Annotated in this window: 20 protein-coding genes; 13 read left to right on the forward strand and 7 right to left on the reverse strand. The window is 45.6% G+C overall.

Annotated features, from left to right (window positions below):
* Window positions 1-121 precede the first annotated feature (121 nt).
* The 5 genes from KQI39_RS06715 to KQI39_RS06735 all read left to right on the forward strand — a co-directional run bounded on the left by KQI39_RS06715 (window position 122) and on the right by KQI39_RS06735 (window position 8,108).
* Window positions 122-1,198: a carbamoyl phosphate synthase small subunit gene (locus KQI39_RS06715; RefSeq protein ID WP_015527400.1), complete on the forward strand. Its 1,077-nt coding sequence runs from the start codon at window positions 122-124 to the stop codon at window positions 1,196-1,198.
* The gene (carB, locus tag KQI39_RS06720; protein WP_216417344.1) at window positions 1,198-4,413 is read left to right on the forward strand and encodes a carbamoyl-phosphate synthase large subunit; all 3,216 of its coding nucleotides are present in this window, start codon (window positions 1,198-1,200) and stop codon (window positions 4,411-4,413) included. The genes KQI39_RS06715 and carB overlap by 1 nt, the downstream gene beginning before the upstream one ends.
* Before the next feature lie 169 nt (window positions 4,414-4,582).
* On the forward strand, window positions 4,583-5,485 hold the full coding sequence (locus KQI39_RS06725) for an undecaprenyl-diphosphate phosphatase (RefSeq protein ID WP_216417346.1): 903 nt from the start codon (window positions 4,583-4,585) through the stop codon (window positions 5,483-5,485).
* A gap of 34 nt (window positions 5,486-5,519) precedes the next feature.
* On the forward strand, window positions 5,520-6,410 hold the full coding sequence (locus KQI39_RS06730; RefSeq protein WP_216417348.1) for a hypothetical protein: 891 nt from the start codon (window positions 5,520-5,522) through the stop codon (window positions 6,408-6,410).
* Window positions 6,411-6,500: 90 nt separating this feature from the next.
* Window positions 6,501-8,108, forward strand: coding sequence for a serine hydrolase (locus KQI39_RS06735; RefSeq protein ID WP_216417350.1), 1,608 nt, complete (start codon window positions 6,501-6,503; stop codon window positions 8,106-8,108).
* Between the two features lie 4 nt (window positions 8,109-8,112).
* Here KQI39_RS06735 and KQI39_RS06740 read toward each other — a convergent pair whose 3' ends face one another.
* Complete coding sequence (locus tag KQI39_RS06740; RefSeq protein ID WP_173761792.1) at window positions 8,113-9,033, reverse strand: helix-turn-helix transcriptional regulator; 921 nt, start codon at window positions 9,031-9,033, stop codon at window positions 8,113-8,115.
* Window positions 9,026-9,238 (reverse strand): TOBE domain-containing protein, encoded by a 213-nt coding sequence (locus tag KQI39_RS06745; protein WP_216417352.1) that lies wholly within the window; start codon window positions 9,236-9,238, stop codon window positions 9,026-9,028. The genes KQI39_RS06740 and KQI39_RS06745 overlap by 8 nt, the downstream gene beginning before the upstream one ends.
* 194 nt (window positions 9,239-9,432) lie before the next feature.
* On the opposite strand from KQI39_RS06745, the gene modA reads away from it, so the two are divergent.
* From modA to KQI39_RS06760, 3 genes are all read left to right on the forward strand, one after another.
* Complete coding sequence (modA, locus tag KQI39_RS06750; RefSeq protein ID WP_216417354.1) at window positions 9,433-10,287, forward strand: molybdate ABC transporter substrate-binding protein; 855 nt, start codon at window positions 9,433-9,435, stop codon at window positions 10,285-10,287.
* Window positions 10,288-10,351: 64 nt separating this feature from the next.
* Window positions 10,352-11,047, forward strand: coding sequence for a molybdate ABC transporter permease subunit (gene modB / locus KQI39_RS06755; protein WP_216417356.1), 696 nt, complete (start codon window positions 10,352-10,354; stop codon window positions 11,045-11,047).
* On the forward strand, window positions 11,047-12,096 hold the full coding sequence (locus tag KQI39_RS06760; protein WP_216417358.1) for a sulfate/molybdate ABC transporter ATP-binding protein: 1,050 nt from the start codon (window positions 11,047-11,049) through the stop codon (window positions 12,094-12,096). The genes modB and KQI39_RS06760 overlap by 1 nt, the downstream gene beginning before the upstream one ends.
* A gap of 89 nt (window positions 12,097-12,185) precedes the next feature.
* On the opposite strand, the gene KQI39_RS06765 is transcribed toward KQI39_RS06760, so the two are convergent.
* Window positions 12,186-13,271 (reverse strand): PucR family transcriptional regulator, encoded by a 1,086-nt coding sequence (locus KQI39_RS06765; protein WP_216417362.1) that lies wholly within the window; start codon window positions 13,269-13,271, stop codon window positions 12,186-12,188.
* 109 nt (window positions 13,272-13,380) lie between these two features.
* On the reverse strand, window positions 13,381-14,496 hold the full coding sequence (locus KQI39_RS06770; RefSeq protein WP_216417364.1) for an ABC transporter ATP-binding protein: 1,116 nt from the start codon (window positions 14,494-14,496) through the stop codon (window positions 13,381-13,383).
* A gap of 336 nt (window positions 14,497-14,832) precedes the next feature.
* Here KQI39_RS06770 and KQI39_RS06775 point away from each other — a divergent pair, with 336 nt between their 5' ends.
* From KQI39_RS06775 to KQI39_RS06785, 3 genes are all read left to right on the forward strand, one after another.
* Window positions 14,833-15,291 (forward strand): transcriptional repressor, encoded by a 459-nt coding sequence (locus KQI39_RS06775; protein WP_216417366.1) that lies wholly within the window; start codon window positions 14,833-14,835, stop codon window positions 15,289-15,291.
* 265 nt (window positions 15,292-15,556) lie between these two features.
* Window positions 15,557-15,898 (forward strand): DUF6110 family protein, encoded by a 342-nt coding sequence (locus KQI39_RS06780; protein WP_216417368.1) that lies wholly within the window; start codon window positions 15,557-15,559, stop codon window positions 15,896-15,898.
* 14 nt (window positions 15,899-15,912) lie between these two features.
* Complete coding sequence (locus KQI39_RS06785; RefSeq protein WP_330653965.1) at window positions 15,913-17,988, forward strand: heavy metal translocating P-type ATPase; 2,076 nt, start codon at window positions 15,913-15,915, stop codon at window positions 17,986-17,988.
* Between the two features lie 74 nt (window positions 17,989-18,062).
* On the opposite strand, the gene KQI39_RS06790 is transcribed toward KQI39_RS06785, so the two are convergent.
* The gene (locus KQI39_RS06790; protein ID WP_216417370.1) at window positions 18,063-19,007 is read right to left on the reverse strand and encodes an AraC family transcriptional regulator; all 945 of its coding nucleotides are present in this window, start codon (window positions 19,005-19,007) and stop codon (window positions 18,063-18,065) included.
* A 212-nt stretch (window positions 19,008-19,219) separates the two neighbouring features.
* Between KQI39_RS06790 and KQI39_RS06795 the strand changes: the two genes are divergently transcribed.
* Entirely contained in the window at window positions 19,220-21,337 is a 2,118-nt protein-coding gene (locus KQI39_RS06795) for a glycoside hydrolase family 36 protein (protein WP_216417372.1), read from the forward strand.
* 208 nt (window positions 21,338-21,545) lie between these two features.
* Here KQI39_RS06795 and KQI39_RS06800 read toward each other — a convergent pair whose 3' ends face one another.
* Window positions 21,546-22,739: an MFS transporter gene (locus tag KQI39_RS06800; RefSeq protein WP_173761797.1), complete on the reverse strand. Its 1,194-nt coding sequence runs from the start codon at window positions 22,737-22,739 to the stop codon at window positions 21,546-21,548.
* Between the two features lie 183 nt (window positions 22,740-22,922).
* Between KQI39_RS06800 and KQI39_RS06805 the strand changes: the two genes are divergently transcribed.
* Entirely contained in the window at window positions 22,923-23,768 is an 846-nt protein-coding gene (locus KQI39_RS06805) for an AraC family transcriptional regulator (RefSeq protein ID WP_216417374.1), read from the forward strand.
* A gap of 14 nt (window positions 23,769-23,782) precedes the next feature.
* On the opposite strand, the gene KQI39_RS06810 is transcribed toward KQI39_RS06805, so the two are convergent.
* Window positions 23,783-24,232 carry a helix-turn-helix transcriptional regulator gene (locus tag KQI39_RS06810; RefSeq protein ID WP_216417376.1) on the reverse strand — a complete coding sequence of 150 codons (450 nt, stop codon included), beginning with the start codon at window positions 24,230-24,232 and terminating at the stop codon, window positions 23,783-23,785.
* Between the last annotated feature and the right edge of the window lie 236 nt (window positions 24,233-24,468).

Genomic DNA, 24,468 nt, shown 5'->3' on the forward strand with positions numbered 1-24,468 from the left:
AAAAAATATTTCGAGTTAGTTTTATGCATTTTTTTTGTATAGGGTGTTGAAAAATGGCGATTCCTGTGATACAATCTTGAAGATTTAGGATAAAATAAGAGAACAAAGAAAGGGAGATTGTATGAAAGCATTTCTGATATTGGAAGATGGCCATGTATTTACAGGAACCAGCATTGGTTCTGCAAGGGAAGTCATCAGTGAAATTGTCTTTAACACTTCCATGACCGGTTATCTGGAAGTAATGACAGATCCTTCTTACGCAGGACAGGCGGTGTGTATGACATATCCGCTGATCGGAAACTACGGAATCTGTTATGATGACCAGGAATCAAGGAAGCCGTGGATTGACGGATTTATTGTACGCGAATTATCACGAGTTCCCAGCAACTTCAGAAGCGTAGACACCATTCAGCATTTTCTGAGCAAAAACGACATTCCGGGAATCGCAGGAATTGATACCAGAGCACTGACTAAGATCCTTCGTGAGAAGGGAACCATGAACGGAATGATCACAGTTGACGAGAACTATGACCTGGATACAATCATCCCCAGATTAAAAGCATATACAACAGGAAAAGTGGTAGAGAAGGTTTCCTGCCGTGAAAAGGAAGTGCTTAAGGGGAACGGACCGAAGGTTGCCCTTCTTGATCTGGGCGCCAAGAAAAACATTGCACGCTCACTGAATGAGAGAGGATGCCAGGTTACTATTTACCCGGCTCTGACATCCGCAGAAGAGATCCTTGGAGACAATCCGGACGGCATCATGCTCAGCAACGGCCCTGGAGATCCGAAGGAATGTACTTCTATTATTAAAGAAATCAAAAAACTCTATGACTCTGATGTGCCGATCTTTGCCATCTGCCTTGGACATCAGCTTATGGCTCTTGCAACGGGCGGAGATACCCATAAGATGAAATACGGTCACAGAGGCGGAAATCATCCGGTTAAAGACCTTGAGACAGGAAGAGTATATATTTCTTCCCAGAACCATGGCTACGTTGTAGACGCAGAGGGCCTTGAGGAGAAAAATATCGCACATCCTGCATTTGTAAACGTCAACGACGGAACAAACGAGGGTATGGCATATAATGGAAAGAACATCTTTACGGTACAGTTCCATCCGGAAGCATGCCCGGGACCACAGGATTCCAGTTACCTGTTTGACAGATTCATGAAGATGATGGGAGGAGAGAAATAATGCCAAGGAATAAGGACATAAAAAAAGTACTTGTAATCGGCTCAGGTCCGATCGTAATCGGCCAGGCAGCAGAGTTTGACTATGCAGGAACCCAGGCATGCCGCTCCCTGAAGGAAGAGGGCATGGAGGTTGTACTTTTAAACTCCAATCCTGCTACCATCATGACAGATAAAGACATCGCAGACAGAGTTTACATCGAGCCTCTGACTGTTGAGGTCGTAGAGCAGCTGATCCTCAAAGAGAAACCGGACAGTGTACTTCCTACACTGGGCGGCCAGGCAGGACTGAACCTTGCCATGGAGCTTGAGGAGAAAGGCTTCCTGAAAGAGCATAACGTACGCCTCATCGGTACCACAGCAGCAACCATCCGTAAAGCTGAGGACCGTCAGGAATTCAAAGATACCATGGAAAAGATCGGCGAGCCGGTTGCAGCATCCAAGGTCGTTACAACCGTAGAAGATGGTGTGGAATTTACACAGACCATCGGATATCCGGTTGTTCTCCGTCCTGCCTACACACTTGGTGGAAGCGGCGGCGGTATCGCGCACAACGAGCCGGAGCTTCGTGAGATCCTTGAAAACGGTCTTCGTCTTTCCCGTGTAGGTGAGGTTCTTGTAGAGAGATGTATCGCCGGATGGAAAGAGATCGAGTACGAGGTAATGCGAGACAGCGCAGGAAACTGCATCACAGTCTGCAACATGGAGAACATTGACCCGGTTGGTGTCCATACCGGTGACTCCATCGTAGTTGCTCCTTCCCAGACACTTGGTGATAAAGAGTATCAGATGCTCCGTACATCTGCTCTTAACATCATCACAGAGCTTGGTATCACAGGTGGATGTAACGTACAGTACGCCCTTCATCCGGAGAGCTTTGAGTACTGCGTCATCGAGGTTAACCCTCGTGTAAGCCGTTCTTCCGCACTTGCAAGTAAGGCTACCGGTTATCCCATCGCCAAGGTTGCAGCCAAGATCGCACTGGGCTACACACTGGATGAGATCCCGAACGCCATCACTGGCAAAACATACGCAAGTTTCGAGCCGATGCTGGACTACTGTGTCGTTAAGATCCCGCGTCTGCCGTTTGATAAATTCATCACAGCAAAACGTACACTGACCACACAGATGAAAGCTACCGGTGAGGTTATGAGTATCTGCCATAACTTCGAGGGCGCTTTAATGAAAGCCATCCGTTCCCTGGAGCAGCACGTAGACAGCCTGATGTCCTACGACTTCTCCCATCTTTCCGATGAGGAGCTCCTTGACGAGCTGAATATCGTAGATGATCGCCGTATCTGGAAGATCGCAGAGGCACTCCGCAGAAATATTTCCCAGGAGAAACTTCACGACATCACAAAGATCGACATCTGGTTCATCGACAAACTGGCTATCCTGGTTGAGATGGAGCAGGCTTTGAAGACTCAGAAACTGGACAAAGACCTCCTTCTGGAAGCAAAACGTATGGAGTTCCCGGACTACATCATTGCAGACCTGACAGGTAAGACAGAAGCGGAAATCAAAGACCTTCGTAAAGAGTACGGCATCCGTGCCGCATACAAGATGGTTGATACCTGTGCGGCAGAGTTCGCGGCAGAGACACCATACTACTACTCTGTATACGGCGATGACCAGACAGAGAACGAAGCAATCGAGACAAAAGATAAGAAAAAGATCCTGGTACTTGGTTCCGGCCCGATCCGTATCGGACAGGGTATTGAGTTCGACTTCTGCTCTGTACATTGTACATGGGCATTTGCGAAAGAGGGATATGAGACCATTATTATCAACAACAACCCGGAGACTGTAAGTACAGACTTCGATATTGCAGATAAGCTGTATTTCGAGCCACTGACACCGGAAGATGTTGAGAATGTAGTAAATATCGAGAAACCGGATGGAGCTGTTGTTCAGTTCGGTGGACAGACAGCCATCAAACTGACCGAAGCACTGATCAAGATGGGCGTTAAGATCCTTGGAACATCTGCTGAGAATGTAGATGCCGCAGAGGACAGAGAGCTCTTTGATGCCATTCTTGAGAAATGCCAGATCCCGAGACCGAAGGGACACACTGTATTCACAGCAGAAGAGGCGAAAAAAGCTGCCAACGAGCTGGGATATCCGGTACTTGTCCGCCCGTCCTACGTACTTGGAGGACAGGGAATGCGTATCGCTGTCAGCGATGAGGATGTGGAAGAGTATATCGGAATCATCAACCAGATCGCACAGGAGCATCCGATCCTTGTTGATAAATACCTCATGGGTAAAGAAATCGAGGTCGATGCGGTATGCGACGGTGAGGACATTCTGATCCCTGGAATCATGGAGCACATCGAGCGTGCAGGTATCCATTCCGGAGACAGTATTTCCGTATATCCGGCACAGACCATCAGCCAGAAAGCAAAAGACACCATCGCCGAGTACACACGCCGTCTTGCACAGGCACTTCATGTAATCGGTATGATCAATATTCAGTTCATCGTTGTAGGCGAGGATGTATATGTCATCGAGGTTAACCCGCGTTCCAGCCGTACAGTACCGTACATCAGCAAGGTAACAGGAATCCCGATCGTTCCGCTTGCAACAAGAGTTATCCTTGGACATAAGATCAAAGAGCTTGGTTACACACCGGGACTTCAGAAAGAAGCAGAGTACTTCGCAATCAAGATGCCGGTATTCTCCTTCGAGAAGATCAGAGGCGCAGATATCAGCCTTGGACCTGAGATGAAATCCACAGGTGAGTGCCTTGGTATTGCAAAGACCTTCAATGAGGCTCTTTACAAAGCATTCATCGGAGCAGGAATCCGTCTTCCGAAACACAAACAGATGATCATCACTGTTAAGGATGAGGATAAAGAGGATATCATCCCGATCGCAAAACGTTTCGAGGCTCAGGGATACCGTATCTTTGCAACAAGAGGTACTGCAAACGTCCTGACTGAGAACGGAATCAAGGTAACACGTACAAACAAGCTGGAGCAGCCGTCTCCGAACCTGATGGACCTGATCCTTGGCCACAAGATCGATGTTGTCATCGATACACCGCCACAGGGTGTTGAGCATCAGAAAGATGGTTTCGTCATCCGTCGTAATGCCATTGAGACAGGTGTTAACGTACTTACAAGCCTTGATACTGCAGAGGCTCTGGTTACAAGTCTTGAGAATACAGACCTGAACAACCTGACTCTGGTAGATATTGCGACAATCGACAATCATTAAGAGTTGCGAAATGTAAAAAATATGTAAATTTTGCGAAATAAAAGATTCAAAGTTTACGAATTGAAAAATATGTAATATACTGATAAGGACGGAGCTGCTGTTTATATACCGGCTCGGTCCTTATCTTATTTTTGCACAGAACGAAACGTGCTTTTGGAAAGGAGTTAACATGAGTTTTATAGAATTGCTGAAGGTTATCCTTCTTGGCATTGTGGAGGGAATCACAGAGTGGCTTCCGATCAGCAGTACCGGACATATGATCCTGGTAGATGAATTTGTCAAGCTGAATGTGTCCGATGCATTTATGGAATTTTTCCTGGTAGTGATCCAGCTTGGCGCGATCATGGCAGTGGTTGTTCTGTACTGGAACAAGCTGTGGCCTTTTTACATAAGGAAGATTCCCAAAAAAACACAGATGGCCCTTCGTAAACAGCCGGCAGTATCCAGAGGAATCCTTACATTTGTGGAGAAATACTGTGATAAGGAGAAATGGATTCTGTGGTTCAAGATCCTGGTGGCATGTCTGCCGACGATCATCATCGCACTTCCGTTTAATGACATCATTGAAGAGAAATTTTATAACTACGTTGTAGTTGCGATCACACTGATCGTTTATGGTGTTCTTTTTATTGTGATTGAGAATTACAATAAACGCCGCAGACCAACCTGTACCAGACTGGATAAGCTCACATTTAAAACCGCACTGATTATTGGCTGTTTCCAGGTTCTCTCCGTAATTCCGGGAACGTCCCGTTCCGGATCTACCATTATCGGAGGAATCCTTGCCGGAACCTCCCGTACGGTTGCGGCCGAGTTCACCTTCTTCCTGGCAATTCCGGTTATGTTTGGTGCAAGCCTTCTGAAGCTTGTGAAATTCGGATTTGCTTTCAGCTCCACAGAGCTGATCATCCTGATCATAGGCGTACTGGTATCCTTCGTGGTATCAATCCTGGCGATCAAATTCCTGATGGGATATATCAAGAAACATGATTTCAAGGTATTTGGATGGTACAGAATCATTCTCGGAATCCTGGTTCTCGGATATTTTATCGGAAAAACATTACTTGCGTAAATATGTGTAAACAGTAATTCTGGAGGTAATTATTATGAAATATAAGAAAATTATGATTGCACTGGCAGCAGCTGCAGCACTGAGTGCGGCCGGCTGCGGAAGTTCCTCAAAAGATACAGTGGAAGTAACTCCGACACCAGTTCCGACTGCGGCACCGACTGCAGCCCCTGCGACTTCCACACCGCTTCCGACTTCTACGCCGGCACCGAAGCTGATTGGTGTAAAAACAAGCACTGCAAAATTTGTATATCTTACCAACAGTACCAAGGGTGAAATCCGTGAGATTTATCTCCGTGCAGCCGGCGGAACAGAATGGGGCAAAAATCTCGTTCCTGCGGAATCTACCATCAAAGATGCGGAGCAGGTACAGATGTATTACACACCGGATTCTGCCACAGATGCAATCTATGATATGAAAGTTGTAGACGGAGATGGAAACGCATATGAGATTTACAGTGCAGAGCTGGGCGATATGGAGAAGGCCAAACTGATGATTCAGGACGGTTCTGCATACCTGACTTACATGAGCTTAAGCGATAAGAGTGAAAAGAGTACACAGGGAAATGTGGAGACTGATAACAGTGAATCTGACAGTACAGATTCCACAGACAGTACAGATACTTCCAGTGTGACCGATACTTCTTCCACAGATGACAGCTCTTACGACAGTTCTGATAACAGCAGCTATGATAACAGTGATGATGGAAGTTCAGACAACAGTTATGACAGCGACGATAACAGCGATGACGGAGACAGCGGAGATTACGATAACAGCGATAGCGGAAACTATGATGGCAATGATGACGGCGGTTATGTAGATGACAGTGATAATAGTGGAAGTGGAGACGATGTCATTGATGACAGTAACAGTGGCAGTGATGGAGACATTGTCTGGGATGATAATGGAGACTGGTCAGAAGAGTAACCAAAATCCGAATATCCCGTAAAAGTTACATAAAGGTACATACAGGAGGAAGGGCCTGCCGGGAACTCCGGCAGGCTGTAAAAAAGAGAAATGGAAGAGAAAAGAGTAAAAGTTAATAACAAAAAACCGGGAATTGCTGTGCTTGCGTGTTTATTTATGCTGACAGCAATTTTTTGCATTGTTCTGGCAGGAAACTGCCGTGAGGTAAAAGCGGAGTCCGGCACAGAGAAAATCCTGTTTCAGGATAATAGTGGAAGGCACCTGAAAAAGTCCGGTGCAAACTGGTGTCTGCGGGATGCAAAAAACAAAAAGATTACAGGACTGCAGTACCTGGCAATTCCGGAAACAGATTTTTTGCACCGTGGCATTTACATGTTCGACAGCAATGGACGTCTGATACAGAAACGGGCCGTTTATTATTTTAAAAATCTGACGGTTCGTGGAATTACATTTCAGGGATATTATGTTTCGGATCCCAATGGCCGTTTTACAAAAGGAGAAAAAGGCCTTGTAAAAATTGCAGATCAGAAAGTAAACGGAAAAGCTTTCGGGGGCTATTATTATGCGGGCGATCGTGGCAGATTAGACGGAAAAACTTATGTCCGTTATATAAAGCAGAGAAAACTTCATGGTATGGCGCTGAAAAGTGGCTATTATTATTTCAACGGCGTGGGAAAAATGTGTTTTGGAACACATTTTCATAAGCTGAATATAACCGTAAACGGAAAGAAATTTAACGGAAGTTATTATTTTGGAAGTGGAAACGGCCGACTGACACAGAAAGCCGGATGGATTACCTACAGAAGCCGCAAATACTATATCGACAAAAATGGAAAGATGGCAACCAATTGCTGGAAGAGCGGTTATTATCTGAAATCTGACGGTACCATGGCCAAGACAATGAAAACGCCGGATGGCCAGTATGTAGACTGGCAGGGAAGAAAGAGCACAAAGTCTGAGTATAAATTAAGCGCTTTTAAGGCTGAGATGGAGCATTTTGCGTCTGCTTACGGAGGAAACTGGTCCATTTACATAAAAGATCTGAAAACCGGAAATATTGTGAATGTAAATGATCAGGCAATGTATCCGGCAAGTACCATCAAAGCTTTTGTCATGGCATCTACCTACGATCAGATCAGACAGGGAAAAATGCAGTACAGTTCCAGCGTTCGAAATCTTTTGTGGGATATGATTACAGTCAGTGACAATGAAAGCTACAATGAGCTGGTAAGACGCCACGGAGGCGGAAGTTTTGTAAAAGGAACCGCGGTAGTAAACCAGTATCTGAAAAAGAATGGATATACAAAGACAGGCTGCCACAGTTCCCTTCATCCGTCATCCTCTTCCTGGGCAAGTGACGGAGGAAGAAATACCGCATCCGCAAAGGACTGCGGAAAACTGCTGGAACAGATTTACCGTGGCAAATGTGTGTCCAAACAGTATTCCAAGGAAATGCTGAATCTTCTGCTCCATCAGACTGTACGCTATAAAATTCCTGCAGGTCTTCCATCCGGAGTGGTATGTGCCAACAAAACAGGAGAAACAAGTTCTGTTCAGCATGATATTGCAATTATTTACGGAAAGAAGAACGATTATGTATTATGCGTATTTTCAAGTGGTGCGTCCGAAGGGCATCTGCAGTCCGGAATCCGGGCGGTATCAACCAGAGTATATGAATATATGAACGCAAACCATTAAGTAATTACAGGGTGATAATTTCTCCTGTATGTGAAGTATCATATCCGGTCTGAAGAGAAAGGGTGCGCCGGAAATTTTCGGATGCAATGGTATCTGCCACTGCCTGAAAACCGGGAGCGCAGAGGTTCTCGGAACGCAGGATGAGATACAGCGTTTCCTCACAGACAGGAAGAAATGTAAGCCCTGGAAAACTTCTGGCAGCACAGCTTTCGCCAAGAGCGGTGTCAGCCTGTCCACCGGCAACGGCAGCGGCGGTGGAATAGTCGGAAACCAGTTCGTTGCGGTATCCGGATATGGCTTCCGGTGAAATTTCGGAAGCCTTCAGCTGCCGGTCAAGAAGAACTCTTCGGCTGCTCCCTTTTTCGCGGTTTGCAAAAATAATGTCTGCCCGTGTAAGATCTGAAAAATCCCGGATATTTCTGGGATTTTCTTTTTTTACATAAAAACCAACCGGATACTGGCAGAACCGGATTGCTGTCAGAGAAACTCCTGGAACAAGACTTTTGATATCCTCCGGGGAAGCGGCAGCACAGGCCAGGTGGACTTTTTCAAAATAGAGGGAATACAGTCCGTTGTAGGTATTCATATGAGACTGCAGTACCGGAAGGCTTCCAGGAGTGGAAGGAAGCTGATTTAAGAGAAGATCCAGGGCAGGGGAAGACTGTCCGCTGATGATCAGTCCACTGGAGTGGAGAAGATAGTCTCTTTTCAGAAGAGAACTTTCCGGCTGATAGTCACGGGTCTGCGCCGCAGTACTGATCTGCGCTGCTCCATCCAGATACTGTGCTAACTGTTCTTCGCTGACACGAAGCTGCTTGCCGATTTTTGAGGAAGAAAGTTCGCCTCTCTTGATAAGTTCGTATACGGTTGTCTTTTTGATTTTCAGTTTATCGGCGACTTCCTGGGCTGTGTAAAATTTATTCATCGATTCCCACCATAACGCTGGTAGCCTTGATTACCGCATAAGCGTCAGAGCCAATTTTCAGTCCAAGTTCCTCCACAGCGGCACAGGAGATGGTTGCTGTGATGATATTTCCTCCGCCAATATCGATGGAAACAATGGAATTTACGGCGCCTTTGTTGATGTTGATGACTTTTCCCTTTAACTGATTACGTGCACTGAGTTTCATAAAAAAATTCTCCTTATCTTCTAAGATTCTGATATTACAGTGAAAACTGTCTAGTGTATTTCATGATAGCATGTGTATGAAAAAACAGCAATGGCCTTACGCTTGACAAGAAACATTCATTTGGGTAAAATTAGACGAAACCATTCAAAACTGAATGAAACTGAACGAAACAGAAAAAGGAGAGGAACAAAAAGATGAAGAAAAAAATCTTAGCAACTCTTACAGCAGGAATTCTGACAACAGGCCTTATGACCGGAAGTGTTTTTGCGGCAGACACAGAGGTGAAAGGTGATGAGAATCTGAAAGGTGAGGTTTATGTTTTTATCGCAGCCAGCCTCAGCAATTCCATGGAAGAGATCCAGAAAGATTTCAATGAACTTTATCCGAATGTGACAATCTACTACAGCGCAGACAGCTCAGGTACACTGCAGACACAGATTGAGGAAGGCGCACGCTGCGATCTTTTCTTTTCAGCAGCAGATAAACAGATGGATGCCCTCACAGAGGAGAAACTGACAAAAGAGGACACCGTTGTTGACCTTCTTGAGAATAAAGTTGTTCTGATCAAACCAAAGGACGGAGAGACAAAGGTAACAGGATTTGAGAACATCACAGTTGCCGAGAATATGGCGCTTGCAGGTGAGGATGTTCCGGTTGGACAGTACGCCCGTGAGATTTTCAACAACCTTGGAATCATGGATGATGTAAACGAGATGGAGATCAACGAGTGCAAGAACGTAACAGATGTACTTGCTGCAGTCAGTGAGGGAAGTAATGAAGTTGGTGTAGTATATGCGACAGATGCTGCATCCGTTGCGGATAAAGTAGATATCATCGCAGAAGCACCGGCAGCCAGCCTTCAGACTCCGGTTCTTTATCCGGTAGGACTTATTGAGGATAAAGAAGCATCTGAGGATGACACCAAGGCAGCAGAGGCATTTCTGGATTATGTAGAGTCTGACGCTGTGATCAAGGTATTTGAGGACTATGGATTCACAGCATATAAGGCTGAGGACAGCACAGACTCTGAAGACAGTACCTCCAAATAATCATTATGCAGAAAACCGGCAGTAATTTTTTGAAATACGGTAAATGCCGGTGCAGGAATGAACGATGACAGAATTTTTGAAAGAAATAAACTGGAGTCCTCTGTGGATTTCATTAAAAACAGGTCTGGTGGCTACTGTGATCGCCTTTTTTCTGGGGGTATTCTGCGCCCGTAAGATCATGAAACTGAAACCAGGAGCCAGAGCAGTACTGGATGGTATCCTTACCCTTCCTCTGGTACTTCCGCCTACAGTGGCAGGATTTTTTCTGCTCCTGATTTTCAGCCTGAAAAGACCGCTTGGAAGTTTTCTTCTGGACAATTTTGATATTAAGATCGTACAGACCTGGAAGGGCTGTGTGATCGCGGCTGCAGTGATTGCATTTCCGCTGATGTACCGCAATGCACGTGCTGCTTTTGAGCAGGTAGACGTGAATCTGATTTACGCGGGCCAGACATTGGGAATGAGCGATAACCGGATCTTCTGGAAGGTGGTTATGCCTGCAGCAGGACCGGGAATTGCTTCCGGAACGGTACTGGCTTTTGCACGTGCCATCGGTGAGTATGGAGCAACTTCCATGCTTGCCGGAAATATCCTTGGAAAAACAAGAACGGTTTCGGTAGCCATAGCTGCAGAGACCGCAGCCGGAAACTATGGAACTGCAGGCTTCTGGGTCGTTGTGATTGTGCTGATTTCCTTTGTGATTGTAGCGCTGATTAACATTGTATCCGGAAGAGGAATGAAGACAAGAAGGTGGATCTGATGGCAGTCAGTGTAAATATCGAAAAGAATTTCCGGGATTTTTCCCTGAAAGTACAATTTGAGGGCAGCTCGGCAGCCATCGGGCTTCTTGGAGCATCCGGCAGCGGAAAGAGCATGACGCTGCGATGCATTGCGGGCATTGAGACTCCGGATCGGGGTAAGATTGTAATTAACGGAAAAACAGTCTTTGATTCGGAAGCAGGAATCAATCTGAAACCACAGAAACGGCGGATTGGCTATCTTTTCCAGAATTATGCATTGTTTCCAACCATGACCGTAGAGCAGAATATCCGATGCGGTTACCGTGGGGAAAAGGCCTCCGTCCAGGAAAAAGTGTCGGATTTGATCCGGCGTTATCATCTGGAGGGACTGGAAAAACGTCTTCCACCCCAGCTTTCCGGCGGGCAGCAGCAGAGAGTGGCACTGGTCAGAATGATGATCGGAGAGCCGGAAGCAATCCTTCTGGATGAACCGTTTTCCGCACTGGATGGATTTCTGAAGGATGTGCTGCAGAGAGAGATGCAGGATTTTCTTAAGGATTATCCGGGGGATATGATTCTTGTAACTCACAGCAGAGATGAGGCCTATAAATTCTGTAAAGAGCTTTCTGTTGTGGATGGAGGACGTATCCTCGTGACCGATGAAACGAAGCGGTTGTTTGAGAATCCCAGAATGCTGGAAGCGGCAAAACTTACCGGATGTAAGAATTTTTCAGCAGTTCAGCGGCTGGGAGAACACGAAATTTATGCCACAGACTGGAAAATGAAACTTCATACAGCAGAAAAAGTGGCAGAAGATATTACGCACGTGGGAATTCGTGGACACTGGATCCGGCCGGAAGAGAAGCCTGGAGAGAACTGCCTGGAAGTGCAGGTGGATGAGTATATTGAAACAACGTTTGAACATCAGTATATGATCCGTAAGAAAGATGAGGAGGCAGCAGCCGGTTTGTGGTGGATGCGTCCCAAGAACAGTTTCATGGAAGATCCGGACATGGGACTTCCCAAGTATCTGTATCTTCCACCGGAACATCTGATGCTGCTGAAATAAAAATATCTCTGTAAAAAATAAAATCCCGGAAATATCCGTCAGATATTTCCGGGATTTTTTTGTGCTATGTACTATATTTTCTGAGATATTTATTTTCCATGATTCCGGGAGTAGGTAATGTAATCCGTTACCATCATGGCAAGTTTAAAAGCCAGTGCATCTTCGAAGGTACGGATATCCAGTCCGAATCGTTTTTGAAGCTTTTCAAAACGGTACACCAGAGTATTTCTGTGTACATAAAGCTGTCTGGATGTCTCGGAAAGATTCAGGTTGTTTTCAAAGAAAGTTCGGATAATATTCAGTGTTTCATCATCAATAGAATCCAGAGACTCATCTCCGAAAATTTCATTTACGAACATGTCACAGACCTGCGTCGGAAGCTGATAGATCAGGCGGCCGATACCAAGGCGGTTGTAGCCGAAGACATTTTTGTCTACATAAAAGATTTTTCCGACTTCTAGAGCAGTACGCGCTTCTTTGTAGGCATCAGAAAGCTGCATAATATCGTCGGCAGCATTGCTGTAGGAGACCCAGGCAGAAGTCATGGCTTCTGTATTCAGCATATCTACAAGCATACAGGCAATTCCGTCAAGCTCTTCATAGCCCTCTGTGCTCTGAAGCTCACGGACAACAATAATGCCGGAATCATCCAGGGCAGTGATAAAGTCACGGGTCCGGGCGGAAAAGATATTCCGGATGGTTGCCAGAGCATTTTCATCTTTATGCTGTTTGGTTTCCACAAGAAATACTGCACGGCGGACAGAAGGTGCAATGTGGAGACGGGCAGCTTTGTTGAAGGCTTCCACCTGAGAGTAGCGCTCCAGAAGAAGGTTCTGCATGAAGGAATTTTTGTCCGTTTTTTCCGCATAGGCAGTAAGAAGGCTTTCTACCTGGCAGACAGCAAGTTCTCCGATGGTAGAAGCAGAATCCGTGGAACCCCATACAGTCAGAAGCATATCGCCGGATGTGCCGTTTAATTTGTAGAGGTTGCAGGAACGGTTGGAAATGCATAAAGCAGGATCTTCACGGAACTGGGTGAGTTTTTCGGCAGATGGAAGCTTTCTGTCTCCGGTGGAAGCGAAAACTTGATTACTTTCATTCAGAATACAGAAATCCAGTCCACTGATCCGGTTCCAGTCATCCAGACATTTTTGAAGTGTTTGCTGTATTTTCATAAAAATTGAGTCCTTTCTGTAGATGAAGTGAAAATTGTGCAGAGTAAAAAAGAAACCCCGGGAAAATATATCCCCGGGGTTAAATTCATTTTTTGTAATTCGGTAAGAATTAGTTTGTGATTGTAAGCTCTGTCTCTTTGTCGAAGAAGTGAGCTTTCTCCATATCGAATGCAAATCTGATCGGATCACCAGTTTTAGCTGTTGTACGAGGATCAACTCGTGCTGTAACCTGAGTTCCGTCAACATCGAAGTACAGGAATACTTCGGCACCAAGAAGCTCGTAAACTTTAACTACAGAGTTCATTGGTTTGCTTGGAGATGTCTCAAGGAACATCTGAGAATCATGGATATCCTCAGGACGGATACCAAGAACAACTTTCTTTCCAACATAGCCTTTGTCTTTGAGAACTTTAGCTTTAGCTGCCGGAACAATAACCTCATGCTCGTTACCGATTGTAGCGATCATGTTGCCGCCTTTTTCGGAGATAACAGCATCAAGGAAGTTCATCTGCGGAGATCCCATGAATCCTGCAACGAAGAGGTTGCCTGGTTTCTGATACAGGTTCTGAGGTGTATCAACCTGCTGAACAACACCGTCTTTCATAACAACGATTCTGGTACCAAGTGTCATAGCCTCTGTCTGGTCATGTGTTACATAGATGATTGTAGCACCAAGTCTCTGATGGATCTTGGAAATCTCGATACGCATCTGTACACGAAGTTTAGCATCCAGGTTGGAAAGAGGCTCATCCATAAGGAATACCTTAGGATTACGAACGATAGCACGTCCCATGGCAACTCGCTGTCTCTGACCACCGGAAAGAGCCTTCGGTTTACGATCAAGAAGTTTGTCAAGGTCAAGGATTCTTGCTGCTTCACGAACTGCTTTATCAATCTGATCTTTCGGAACTTTACGAAGTTTAAGTCCGAATGCCATGTTATCATAAACTGTCATATGAGGATACAGAGCGTAGTTCTGGAATACCATTGCGATATCACGGTCCTTAGGCTCAACATCGTTCATGACTTTGTCACCGATCTTAAGTGTACCACCGCTGATCTCCTCAAGACCTGCGATCATACGAAGTGTTGTAGATTTACCACATCCAGATGGTCCTACGAAGATGATGAACTCTTTATCTTCGATCTCCAGGTTGAAATCTTTAACTGCCTGGAAGCCGTTTGGATAAGTTTTATTAATGTGAGATAATGATAAACTTGCCATTGTTGTTTCCCTCCAAAATTAATATATTGTTTTTTACGTAATTTCCTTTGCTGGTTAACAGTATATCGAAAATGAAGGAAAAGAGCTAGAGCTGAATCGTACAAAGTTTCCGGCAGTTTCTTGTCATTCTGACGAAAAAACGAAAGGGGATTTTTCGTCATTTTGTCAAAACGACGGTTTCGTATGGATAGATTCACGAATTATTATACCGCATTCCGGCGAAATCCTCAATAGACGAAAAAATACCCAAAGAGTTATTTATAACTAACCATAGTTGGAGTATACTAACTTATTAGATAAAAGAAAAGTTTTCTCAATAATAAAGGAGGGATCAGAATGCAGAACGCAAAAGCTGAGAAAGAAGAAAAGAGAACAGGATGTTACCGACATACACAGATGCAGAAGGATCTTATTATAGAGAAGCTGAAAGAGCGGGGATTAAGGATCACCAGACAGAGGAGAATCCTGCTTGATATCATTCTGGAGGGGGAGTGCTCCTGCTGTAAGGAAATCTACTACAGGGCTTCCGCACTGGATCCGAAGATCGGTGTGGCAACGGTATACCGTATGATTAATACACTGGAGTCCATCGGGGCCATCAGCCGCAAAAATATGTACCGGGTAGCCTGCAGTACCAAGGGAGCCTGCACAGTGGAGCTGGATGATGATACCATCTGCCATCTGTCCGGGCAGAAACTTAACGAAGTGATCCTTGCGGGACTTCGGGCCTGCGGAGAGATCAATGAGCAGAATATTCGTACACTTGCATTGCTTCCGGTTCATGAAGTGGGATAAACACAGCAAAGAGATATTCCCTATATAATAGGAAATAAAAGGTTTGTACAGACTAAAAATTAGAAAAACGAAACTATTAGTAAAACTTAACTGTTAGGGGAAATTAACTGAAAATTCAACAAATTGTGTTAAATTCACAAAAAAAACACTGGACATTTTTTTACAAGCATTTTATAATGATGAAAATACCGGGGCAGGCATGGGAAATTGTCCACCGGAAATCATTAAAATGATAAAAATTATATATTTAGGAGGAAAAATTATTATGGTAGATTTTAAATTCAAAAAATCAGGACTTTTTGCAGCAGGTGTTCTTTTTGGAACAGCAGGAATCAAGATCCTTACAAGCAAGGATGCGAAGAAGCTTTACACAGGATGCACAGCAGCCGTTTTAAGAGCTAAGGACTGCATCATGAAAACAGCTACAAGCCTTCAGGAGAACGCGGAGGATATCTACGCTGAGGCTAAGGGAATCAATGAGGAGAGAGCCGCAGCAGAAGAGGCTGTAGAGGATGTTGAGACAGCAGAAGAGACTGCAGATGAGGATGCGTTCAAAGAGACAGCAGAAGAGACAAAAGAAGCCGCAACTGAAGAGACAGCTGAGTAAAGAGGCGATTTCCCGTGAAATTTTATATTAAACATGAGACAAGAGGCCGCCTTCGTATCCATCTTGCCCAGAAGCGAATGAGCTATGATCAGGCAGATACATTACTGTATTATCTTGAGAATCTTGACGGAGTGGCTTCCGCCAAGGTATATGAGAGAACCTGCGATGCGGTTGTGAATTATCAGGGCAGCAGGGATGCGGTCATCCGCGGTATCAGAGAATTTCATTATCAGGATGTGGAAGTACCTTCACAGGTGCTTCAGAGCTCAGGAAGAGCACTGAATGCAGAATATCAGGAGAAGCTGATCTCCAAGGTCATTTATCATTATGGAAGAAGACTTTTCCTGCCATATCCGCTGAATGCAATTTATACAACAGCTACTTCCCTGAAATATATCTGGAAGGGAATCGATACACTTCTTCACCGCAAGATCGAGGTGCCGGTTCTGGATGCAACTGCAATCGGTGTATCCGTACTGCGTCAGGACTTTGGTACTGCAGGTTCCATTATGTTCCTGCTTGGAATCGGTGAGATCCTGGAAGAGTGGACACATAAGAAATCTGTAGGTGACCTTGCAAGGACTATGTCACTGAATGTTGGCAAGGTATGGCTGAAGAGAGACGATCAGGAAATCCTTGTAGAGTCCGGAGAAGTTCAGCCGGGAGACGAGGTTGTCGTACGTATGGGTACTGTAATTCCGTTTGATGGAAGTGTTACGGATGGAGAGGCTATGGTCAATCAGGCGTCTCTTACCGGTGAGTCTGTACCTGTATGCAAGAAAGAAGGCAGCGTTGCCTATGCGGGCACTGTTGTGGAGGAAGGTGAGATCACCATCCGTGTGAAGACGGTAGGTGGTTCCAGCCGTTATGATAAGATCGTCACCATGATTGAGGAATCCGAGAAGCTGAAATCTTCCCTGGAAGGAAAGGCAGAGCATCTGGCAGATAAGCTGGTTCCGTATACTCTTGGAGGAACTGCACTTACATATCTGATTACCAGAAACGCTACCAAGGCTCTTGCGATCCTCATGGTAGATTTCTCCTGTGCACTGAAGCTTGCAATGCCGATCTCCGTACTGTCCGCGATCCGTGAGGCCGGTACACATAAAGTTACAGTAAAAGGCGGTAAATACCTGGAGGCCATGGCAGAGGCAGATACCATCGTATTTGACAAGACCGGAACTCTGACAAAAGCGAAACCAACCGTTGTAGATGTGGTTTCCTTTGATAACAACAATCCGGATGAGATGCTTCGTATCGCCGCATGTATGGAAGAACATTTCCCGCACTCCATGGCCAAGGCCGTTGTCAGTGCAGCCAAGAAGAAACATCTGGCACATGAGGAGATGCATTCCAAGGTTGAATATGTAGTGGCACATGGAATTTCCACCACGATCGAGGACCATAAGGCAGTGATCGGAAGTTATCACTTTGTATTTGAAGATGAGAACTGCGTGATCCCGGAGGATGGTCAGGAGAAATTCGACAGCATTCCGGAGGAATATTCCCATCTGTATCTGGCCATTGACGGACGTCTTGCAGCTGTGATCTGTATTGAGGATCCGCTTCGCGAGGAGGCAAAAGCTTCTGTAGAGGCACTGCGCGCGGCAGGAATCTCCAAGATCGTTATGATGACAGGAGACAGCGAGCGTACAGCGGCAGCTATTGCCAGACGTGTGGGCGTGGATGAATATTATTCCGAGGTACTTCCTGAGGATAAGGCCAATTTCATCGAAAAAGAGAAGGAAGCCGGAAGAAAGGTTATCATGGTCGGTGACGGAATCAATGATTCTCCGGCACTTTCCGCAGCCAATGTGGGTATTGCCATCAGCGATGGCGCTGAAATTGCCCGTGAGATCGCAGATATTACCGTAGGTGCCGATGATCTTCAGGAACTGGTTGTTCTGAAAGAAATCAGTAATGCACTGATGAAGCGTATCAGACGTAATTACCGTTTCATCATTACCTTTAATGCAGGCCTTATCGCCTGTGGTGTTGCAGGAATCCTGCAGCCGACTACATCTGCACTTCTGCATAATACTTCTACACTGGCGATCAGTCTGAAGAGTATGCAGAATCTGCTTCCATAGAAAGTTCGATAATAAAATAAATCCAGCCGGATTACTAATGAGATATAAAATCTCTGTGATCCGGCTGGATTTTTTTATGTCACAGGAAAAGGTTCACTTTCCAGTTTCAGCCCATCTGCCATATGATACCGCTTTTTTTCCGTATCCGAACGAAGAGGACGGGTATGCAGGCTCCGGTACCGGGAGGGACTCATATGATAAAATTTTTCGAAGGTATGTGCAAAATGCTGCCGGCTGTTATATCCGGAAGAAAAGGCAATATCCGTAATGTGCAGAGTACTGTTGCACAGAAGAAAGGCGGCCTGTTCCATACGCTTGCGGTTAATGTAAGTGTTGATGGTGCAGCTGTTTTTTTCTGTAAAAAGCGCCTGGAGGTAGGACTTATTGATCCCTGCATATGCGGCAATGGCAGGAATATCAATGTCTTCTAGATAATGCTCGTCAATATAGTGGAGAGCTTTTTTTAGATAAGCACTTCCCTGTGTGTTCCGGCTGGAGCGGGAGCAGAAGGCAAGCTCTGTAAGCATCCGGCCAAACAGAAGAAAGAAGAGAAATTCTTCCTCTTTTATCTCACCGGAACCTCGCTGCAAAAAGGTGAGAAGATCTTTCAGGCTGTATCCGAAATTCCTGGAATCTGTGCCGGAACAGAATCCCCGGGAGGAGTCCATAAAGGTCCAGAACCGGGAAAATCCGGGATCTTTTTTCAGAAGAAGATCCAGAGAAACCGGGCTTTTTTCGGAAGTGAGGGAAAATTCCAGATTCAGGATCGAGCAGGGAAAACCATCCGGGATTTCAAGCCTGTGAGGGACATCCGGTCGGATAAAGATAAACTGTCCGGATTTCAGCGAAAATTCCCTGTCCTGTTCCTCATCCATGCAGAAAACCCGGCAGGAACCGGAAGTAATATACATGATCTCATAACTGGAATGGGTGTGATGGTCCATATGGTAATAAGGAAGGGAAAGGGCATAAAAAGCGGAAATATGAAAATATCTGGAAGAGTCCTGAAAAATATCCATTTGGCAAACCTCCTGATCGTCAGAAAATATTATGGGATAACGGCGGCACAGGATCAGAAACCTGTGAAAAAATATCTGTGAGACAGTATAGCACAGAAAAATAAATACGACAATATATTGCATTTTTACATTCAGGGGATGATACCTGTCACCTTGCAAAAGATCAGATGCTATACTGAGATCAAGATTACAAAAACGGGAGGATATTTTGTATGAGCTACAAAAACGGGAACATGAAAACAATCGAATTACATGAAAACGGCCTGGATATCCAGTTCCGTATCCGTGAAAACGGCGTGGTAGAGCTGGCAGATTTTTCTTCACAGGAAGTAAAAAAGGCAGCCATGGAGCCAAAGGAAGACATCTATTATCCGGCTGTTGAGATCCACAGAAGCGGTACCGGCAGCCTGAATATGCATGCTTACAAAAATAACATCAATCAGTCCTCTGTGGACTTTGTCTATGAGAATCATGAACTGAAGGAGCAGGAAGGCGGAAAAGAGCTGGAGATCGTAATGGTTTCTCCGGAAAAGCTGAAAGCCGTTTATCATATGCGTCTGTTTGACGGGATCCCAGCAGTACAGACCTGGACAGAGATCACCAATGAGGGAAGCGAGGATCAGGGACTGACTCATGTTTCTTCCTTTATCTATCAGGGGATTTCCAGAGGCGGAGAGAAGCCCTATTACAAAAAAACAGATATCTATGTGCCGTTTAACAGCTGGTGCTGCGAGGCACAGTGGCAGAAATATGACGCCGAGACACTGAATTTAAACGGAATGGTTGTAGACGGATTCAATCATCAGGGATATGGCCTGAACCGTTATTGTTACAGTGGAAAGGGAACATGGTCCACCTGCGAGTACCTTCCAATGGGAATTGCTGAGGACAGGGAAACGGGGGAGACTTATATTTTCCAGGTTGAAAGTTCCGGACAGTGGCTGGTAGAATACGGTTCTGCTCAGGGCGGAAATCTGTATCTTACTTTAAGTGGCGCCACCGAGCAGGAGCACGGCTGGTATAAGAATCTGAAACCAGGAGAAAGCTTCACAACCGTTCCGGCAGGGGCAGCTGTTGTAAAAGGTGGCCTGAATCCGGCAGTAGCGGCACTGACCAGATATCGTAGAAAAGTACGAAGGGTAAATCCGGACGATGAGAAACTGAATGTGGTATTTAACGATTACATGAACTGTCTGATGGGAGATCCCACAACAGAGCGTGAGCTTTCTATCATTGACAAGGCAGCGGAGCTGGGATGCGAATATTACTGTCTGGATGCGGGATGGTATGACGATGGATTCTGGTGGGACCGTGTCGGCGAATGGAAAGAAGCGTCCGGAAGATTCCCTGGCGGCCTGAAAGAAGTCTGCGATTACGCACACAGTAAGGGAATGAAAATGGGACTCTGGCTGGAGATCGAAGTTATGGGAGTTGCCTGCGAACTGGCAAACAAACTTCCGGACGACTGGTTTGTCTGCCGCCATGGAAAACGTCACATTGACAACAAACGTTACATGCTGGATTTCCGCAATCCGGAAGTACGAAAATACTGCCGTGATGTAGTGGACAGGCTGATCAGGGATTACGGTGTAGAGTACTTTAAAGTGGACTATAACGTAACCATGGGATACGGAAGCGAGTTGAACAGCGACAGCTGTGCAGATGCCATCCGTGAGCATTATGAATACCTCCATCAGTGGTATGAGGAGATCTTCCGTGATTATCCGGATCTTGTTGTGGAGAACTGCGGTTCCGGCGGACAGCGTATGGACTATGGCATGCTGAAAGTCTTAAGCCTGCAGTCTACCAGTGACCAGACCGATTATCTCTACAATGCCAATATTGCTGCCAATGTAGCCAGTGCGGTTGCTCCTGAGCAGGGTGGTATGTGGGTATATCCGTATGAGGATGAAGAAGAGCATGTGATCTACAATGTGGTAAACGGTATGCTCCTTCGCCCGTATATCAGCGGTATGGTATGGAAGCTTGGCGAGAATTCCATGAACCGTATGAAAGAGGGAATCGCCCTGTATAAGGAAATCCGTGAGGAAGTCCGTGACGGTGTGCCGTTCTTCCCGCTGGGCTTCGGTACTCTGAAGTCGGAAGTTCTCGCTTACGGAGTAAAAGCAGAGAAGAATACCTATCTTTCTGTATGGACACCGGGAACAACAGAAGCGGTGATCCCGCTGGAAGATGCAGAGCAGATCAGTAAGGTATCCGTAATCTATCCGAAAGAAGAGATGTGCGAATATAAGATCGAAAATGGAAATCTTGCAGTGAAGATGCCGCAGGAAAAAGCAGCCAGACTGTTTAAGATCGAGATGAAATAAGAAAGATATAAAGTCCTTTTTATTGGACTGTAAAAACGACGAATGATGAAAATTACAGGAAAATAAAAAGAGTGATACAAGGCAAGATGCAGATAAAAATACAGCCAGGAGTATCGGAGGTAGATTCTGATATATTCCTGACTGTATTTTTTATAGCAGTAATTTATGGAAATGCTATAGTCCCGGTAAATGGACAGTATTGTTTGATTTATCGGATATCCGCACCCGGTTTCATGATCTGAAGCAGGATCACCGCGCAGATGATCGCTCCGATACCAGGGATTGCACCGCCGATTCCCACAAAACGAAGACCGGCATATTTCACGATCACACCACCCATGGCAGAACCGGCCGCAATACCAAAGTTAAAGAAAACCGAGATCAGAGAAGAAGCCAGGTTTACACAGGCCGGATGTTCTCTGGTAGCAATTTTCAGGAAATGCATCTGCAGCGGTGAGTTCAGAAGATACATCACAACACCCAGGATAAAAAGTACCAGTCCTCCGCTTACCAGATTGTGGGTGGCAATGGGAAGAAGCAGCAGGCATACAGTCTGTATCACATAGATCAGAGGCAGCAGGCGGATGCCGGTCTTGTTTGCCACCTGACCGGAACTTACGTTGCTGGTGATAGCCGCAATACCGAAGATCAGAAGCGCAAGGCTTAACATGGAATCCGGAATATGAAGCTCCTGCTGGAAGATCGGTGTCAGGTATGTATAAAAACAGTAAGTGGAAGCACCGGCCAGAAAAACAATGGCACAGCCGATGGAGATCCTTTTATCCAGAAAAAGCTTAAACTGTTCCAGGATACTTCCTGCTTTCAGACGGTTCTGCCGTGGCAGTTTCATAAACAGAAGTGCCAGAAGAGCCAGAGTTGCCACAAAGATCGTGATAAAAGCCGCACGCCATCCAAAAACATGAGTGATGGTGGAAGCGATAGGCACACCGATGACCGAAGCAATACTGAAGCCTGAAAAAACACCTGCGATTACACCCGGGATATGCTCCGGGATGGAGGCAACATCTTCCGCATACGTCATGGAGATGGAAACCACAGTACCGGAAACCACAGCTGTAAGGATACGGAACACCAGAAATACCATGTAATTGGTAGCAATGGCACAGATCAGGTTGCAGAGTGCAAACAGTGAAATTCCCAGCATGGTAATACGGAAACGGTTATATTTTCCCACATAGGCGGCCAGAAACGGAGTGCCCAGGCCATAGGCGAACGCAAACAGAGATACAATACTTCCGGCCTGTGTCAGCGAAATCCCGAATCCGTCCGCAATTTCCGGCAGGATACCGATCACCGTATATTCACTGGTACCCAGAAAAAAGCTGAGCATGATCAGACCTACAACAGCCGGATTAAAAAATCGAGCTTTGGATGATGACATGATAATAAGTCCTCCCTCAAAAAGAAATAAAGATCAAGTTTCTGCATCAGAGAGATCGTTTTTCAACAGAAAATCTACCTCAATGCGGTAAAAAGAATATCACAATTTCCACCGTGTTTCTTGTTTACAGCTGTCAGATTTTTGTAGTATATTGATATCAGAAAACGGGGAGGAGTAGAAAAAATGGCAATACCGGTATTTGGAAAAGAACAATATCCACTGCGCAAAGAGTCCGGACTTTCCTATACGATCTCGGATATTTACAAGCATGTGCCGCTACATACCCATAATCATTATGAACTTTTTATTATTTCAGAGGGTACGGCCTATCATTTGATCAATGATTCCGTGCAGACGGTGAAAAAAGGAGACCTGTTTTTTATACGCCCCAATGATATGCACAGCTACAGCTTTTTTCACTCAGAGAATTTCTGTGTCCGGAATCTGGGCTTTTCCACCCAGGTGCTTCGAAATGTTTCCCTGTTTCTGGAGCAGGAAGAAAAGATGGATAAACTGATAAACAGTGAGATGCCGGCCTATGTTCATCTGGAAGGGGAAAATTTCCGCAGGGTTCTGGAAGCGATGGATATGGCCGGAGATCTGGTAAACGGCAGCCACCCCCGGCATGCAAGATATCATGCACAGTGTATCATTGCACTTCTTCTGGAGGATTATTTTTTCACTTACGATGAAAAAGACCCCTGGAACCAGATGCCGTCCTGGTTGTCAGAACTTCTCTTAAATATGTCCAGGATCGAAAATCTTCAGGAAGGTTACGAAAAAATGTGTGAGCTGGCGCCCTGTTCCCCAAGCCATCTCTGCAGGCTGATGAAACAGATCTGCGGGAAAACTCCTACTCAGTATATCAACCAGGAACGTCTGAAATACGCGGTCTATCTTCTGGCCCAGACAGACAGGGAGATCCTGGACATCTGTGAGTGCTGTGGATTTTCCAATGTGAGTCATTTTTATCATCTGTTCCGGGAACAGTTTGGCGTGTCACCGGCAAAATTCAGGAAGACAGTGTGATCTGACGGCAGCAGTTACCTGGCTTTTCGAAATTCACCGGGGCTCATGCCGGCCCATTTCCGAAAAGATTCCGCATAATAACTGGCACTGCCAAAGCCGGTGGAAAGAGCGATTTCTGTTATAGTCATATCGGTTTCCCGGAGAAGCAGGGCGCTTTTGTTCAGGCGGTACTGATTCAGATAGAGATTTGGGCTCTGGCTGAAATATCTGGAAAAGAGTTTGCAGCATTTGCTGATACCTACGGAACCGGCAGCCGCAATTTCCTTAAGGGAAATCCTGAAAGCGTAGTTCTGCTGGATAAAACCAGTCATGTTCCGGATGGTGGTAAGATCTGTATTGGTATGGTCTTCGGTCCGGGAGGCAGAGGGCAGATGTTCAAGAAGCAGAGCCCAGATCAGGGAAAAAGAGGACAGGATCCGTAAAGGAGCAGTTTTACTCTTACGGTGTACATAGATGTCTGTCATTTGTTTCAGAATCTGTGCCTGCCAGGAAATCCCGGGATCAAAAATAAAAAAGGGAACTTCGTTGTTCCGGATCAGAGGAAGGACGAAGTTTTTTTCATAGGCAGGTAATGTGCACAGAAGCATGGGGTGGATGAGGATGCAAAAAAATTCACATTCCCTGTGACTTTCAGAAAATCCGTAATGCATCTGCCTGGAAAATCGTAGACCATTTTTTCAGAAAGGTCATCCTTTAAGCC

The sequence above is a fragment of the Blautia sp. MSJ-36 genome (genome assembly GCF_018917985.1).
Taxonomy (GTDB): Bacteria; Bacillota; Clostridia; order Lachnospirales; family Lachnospiraceae; genus Blautia_A.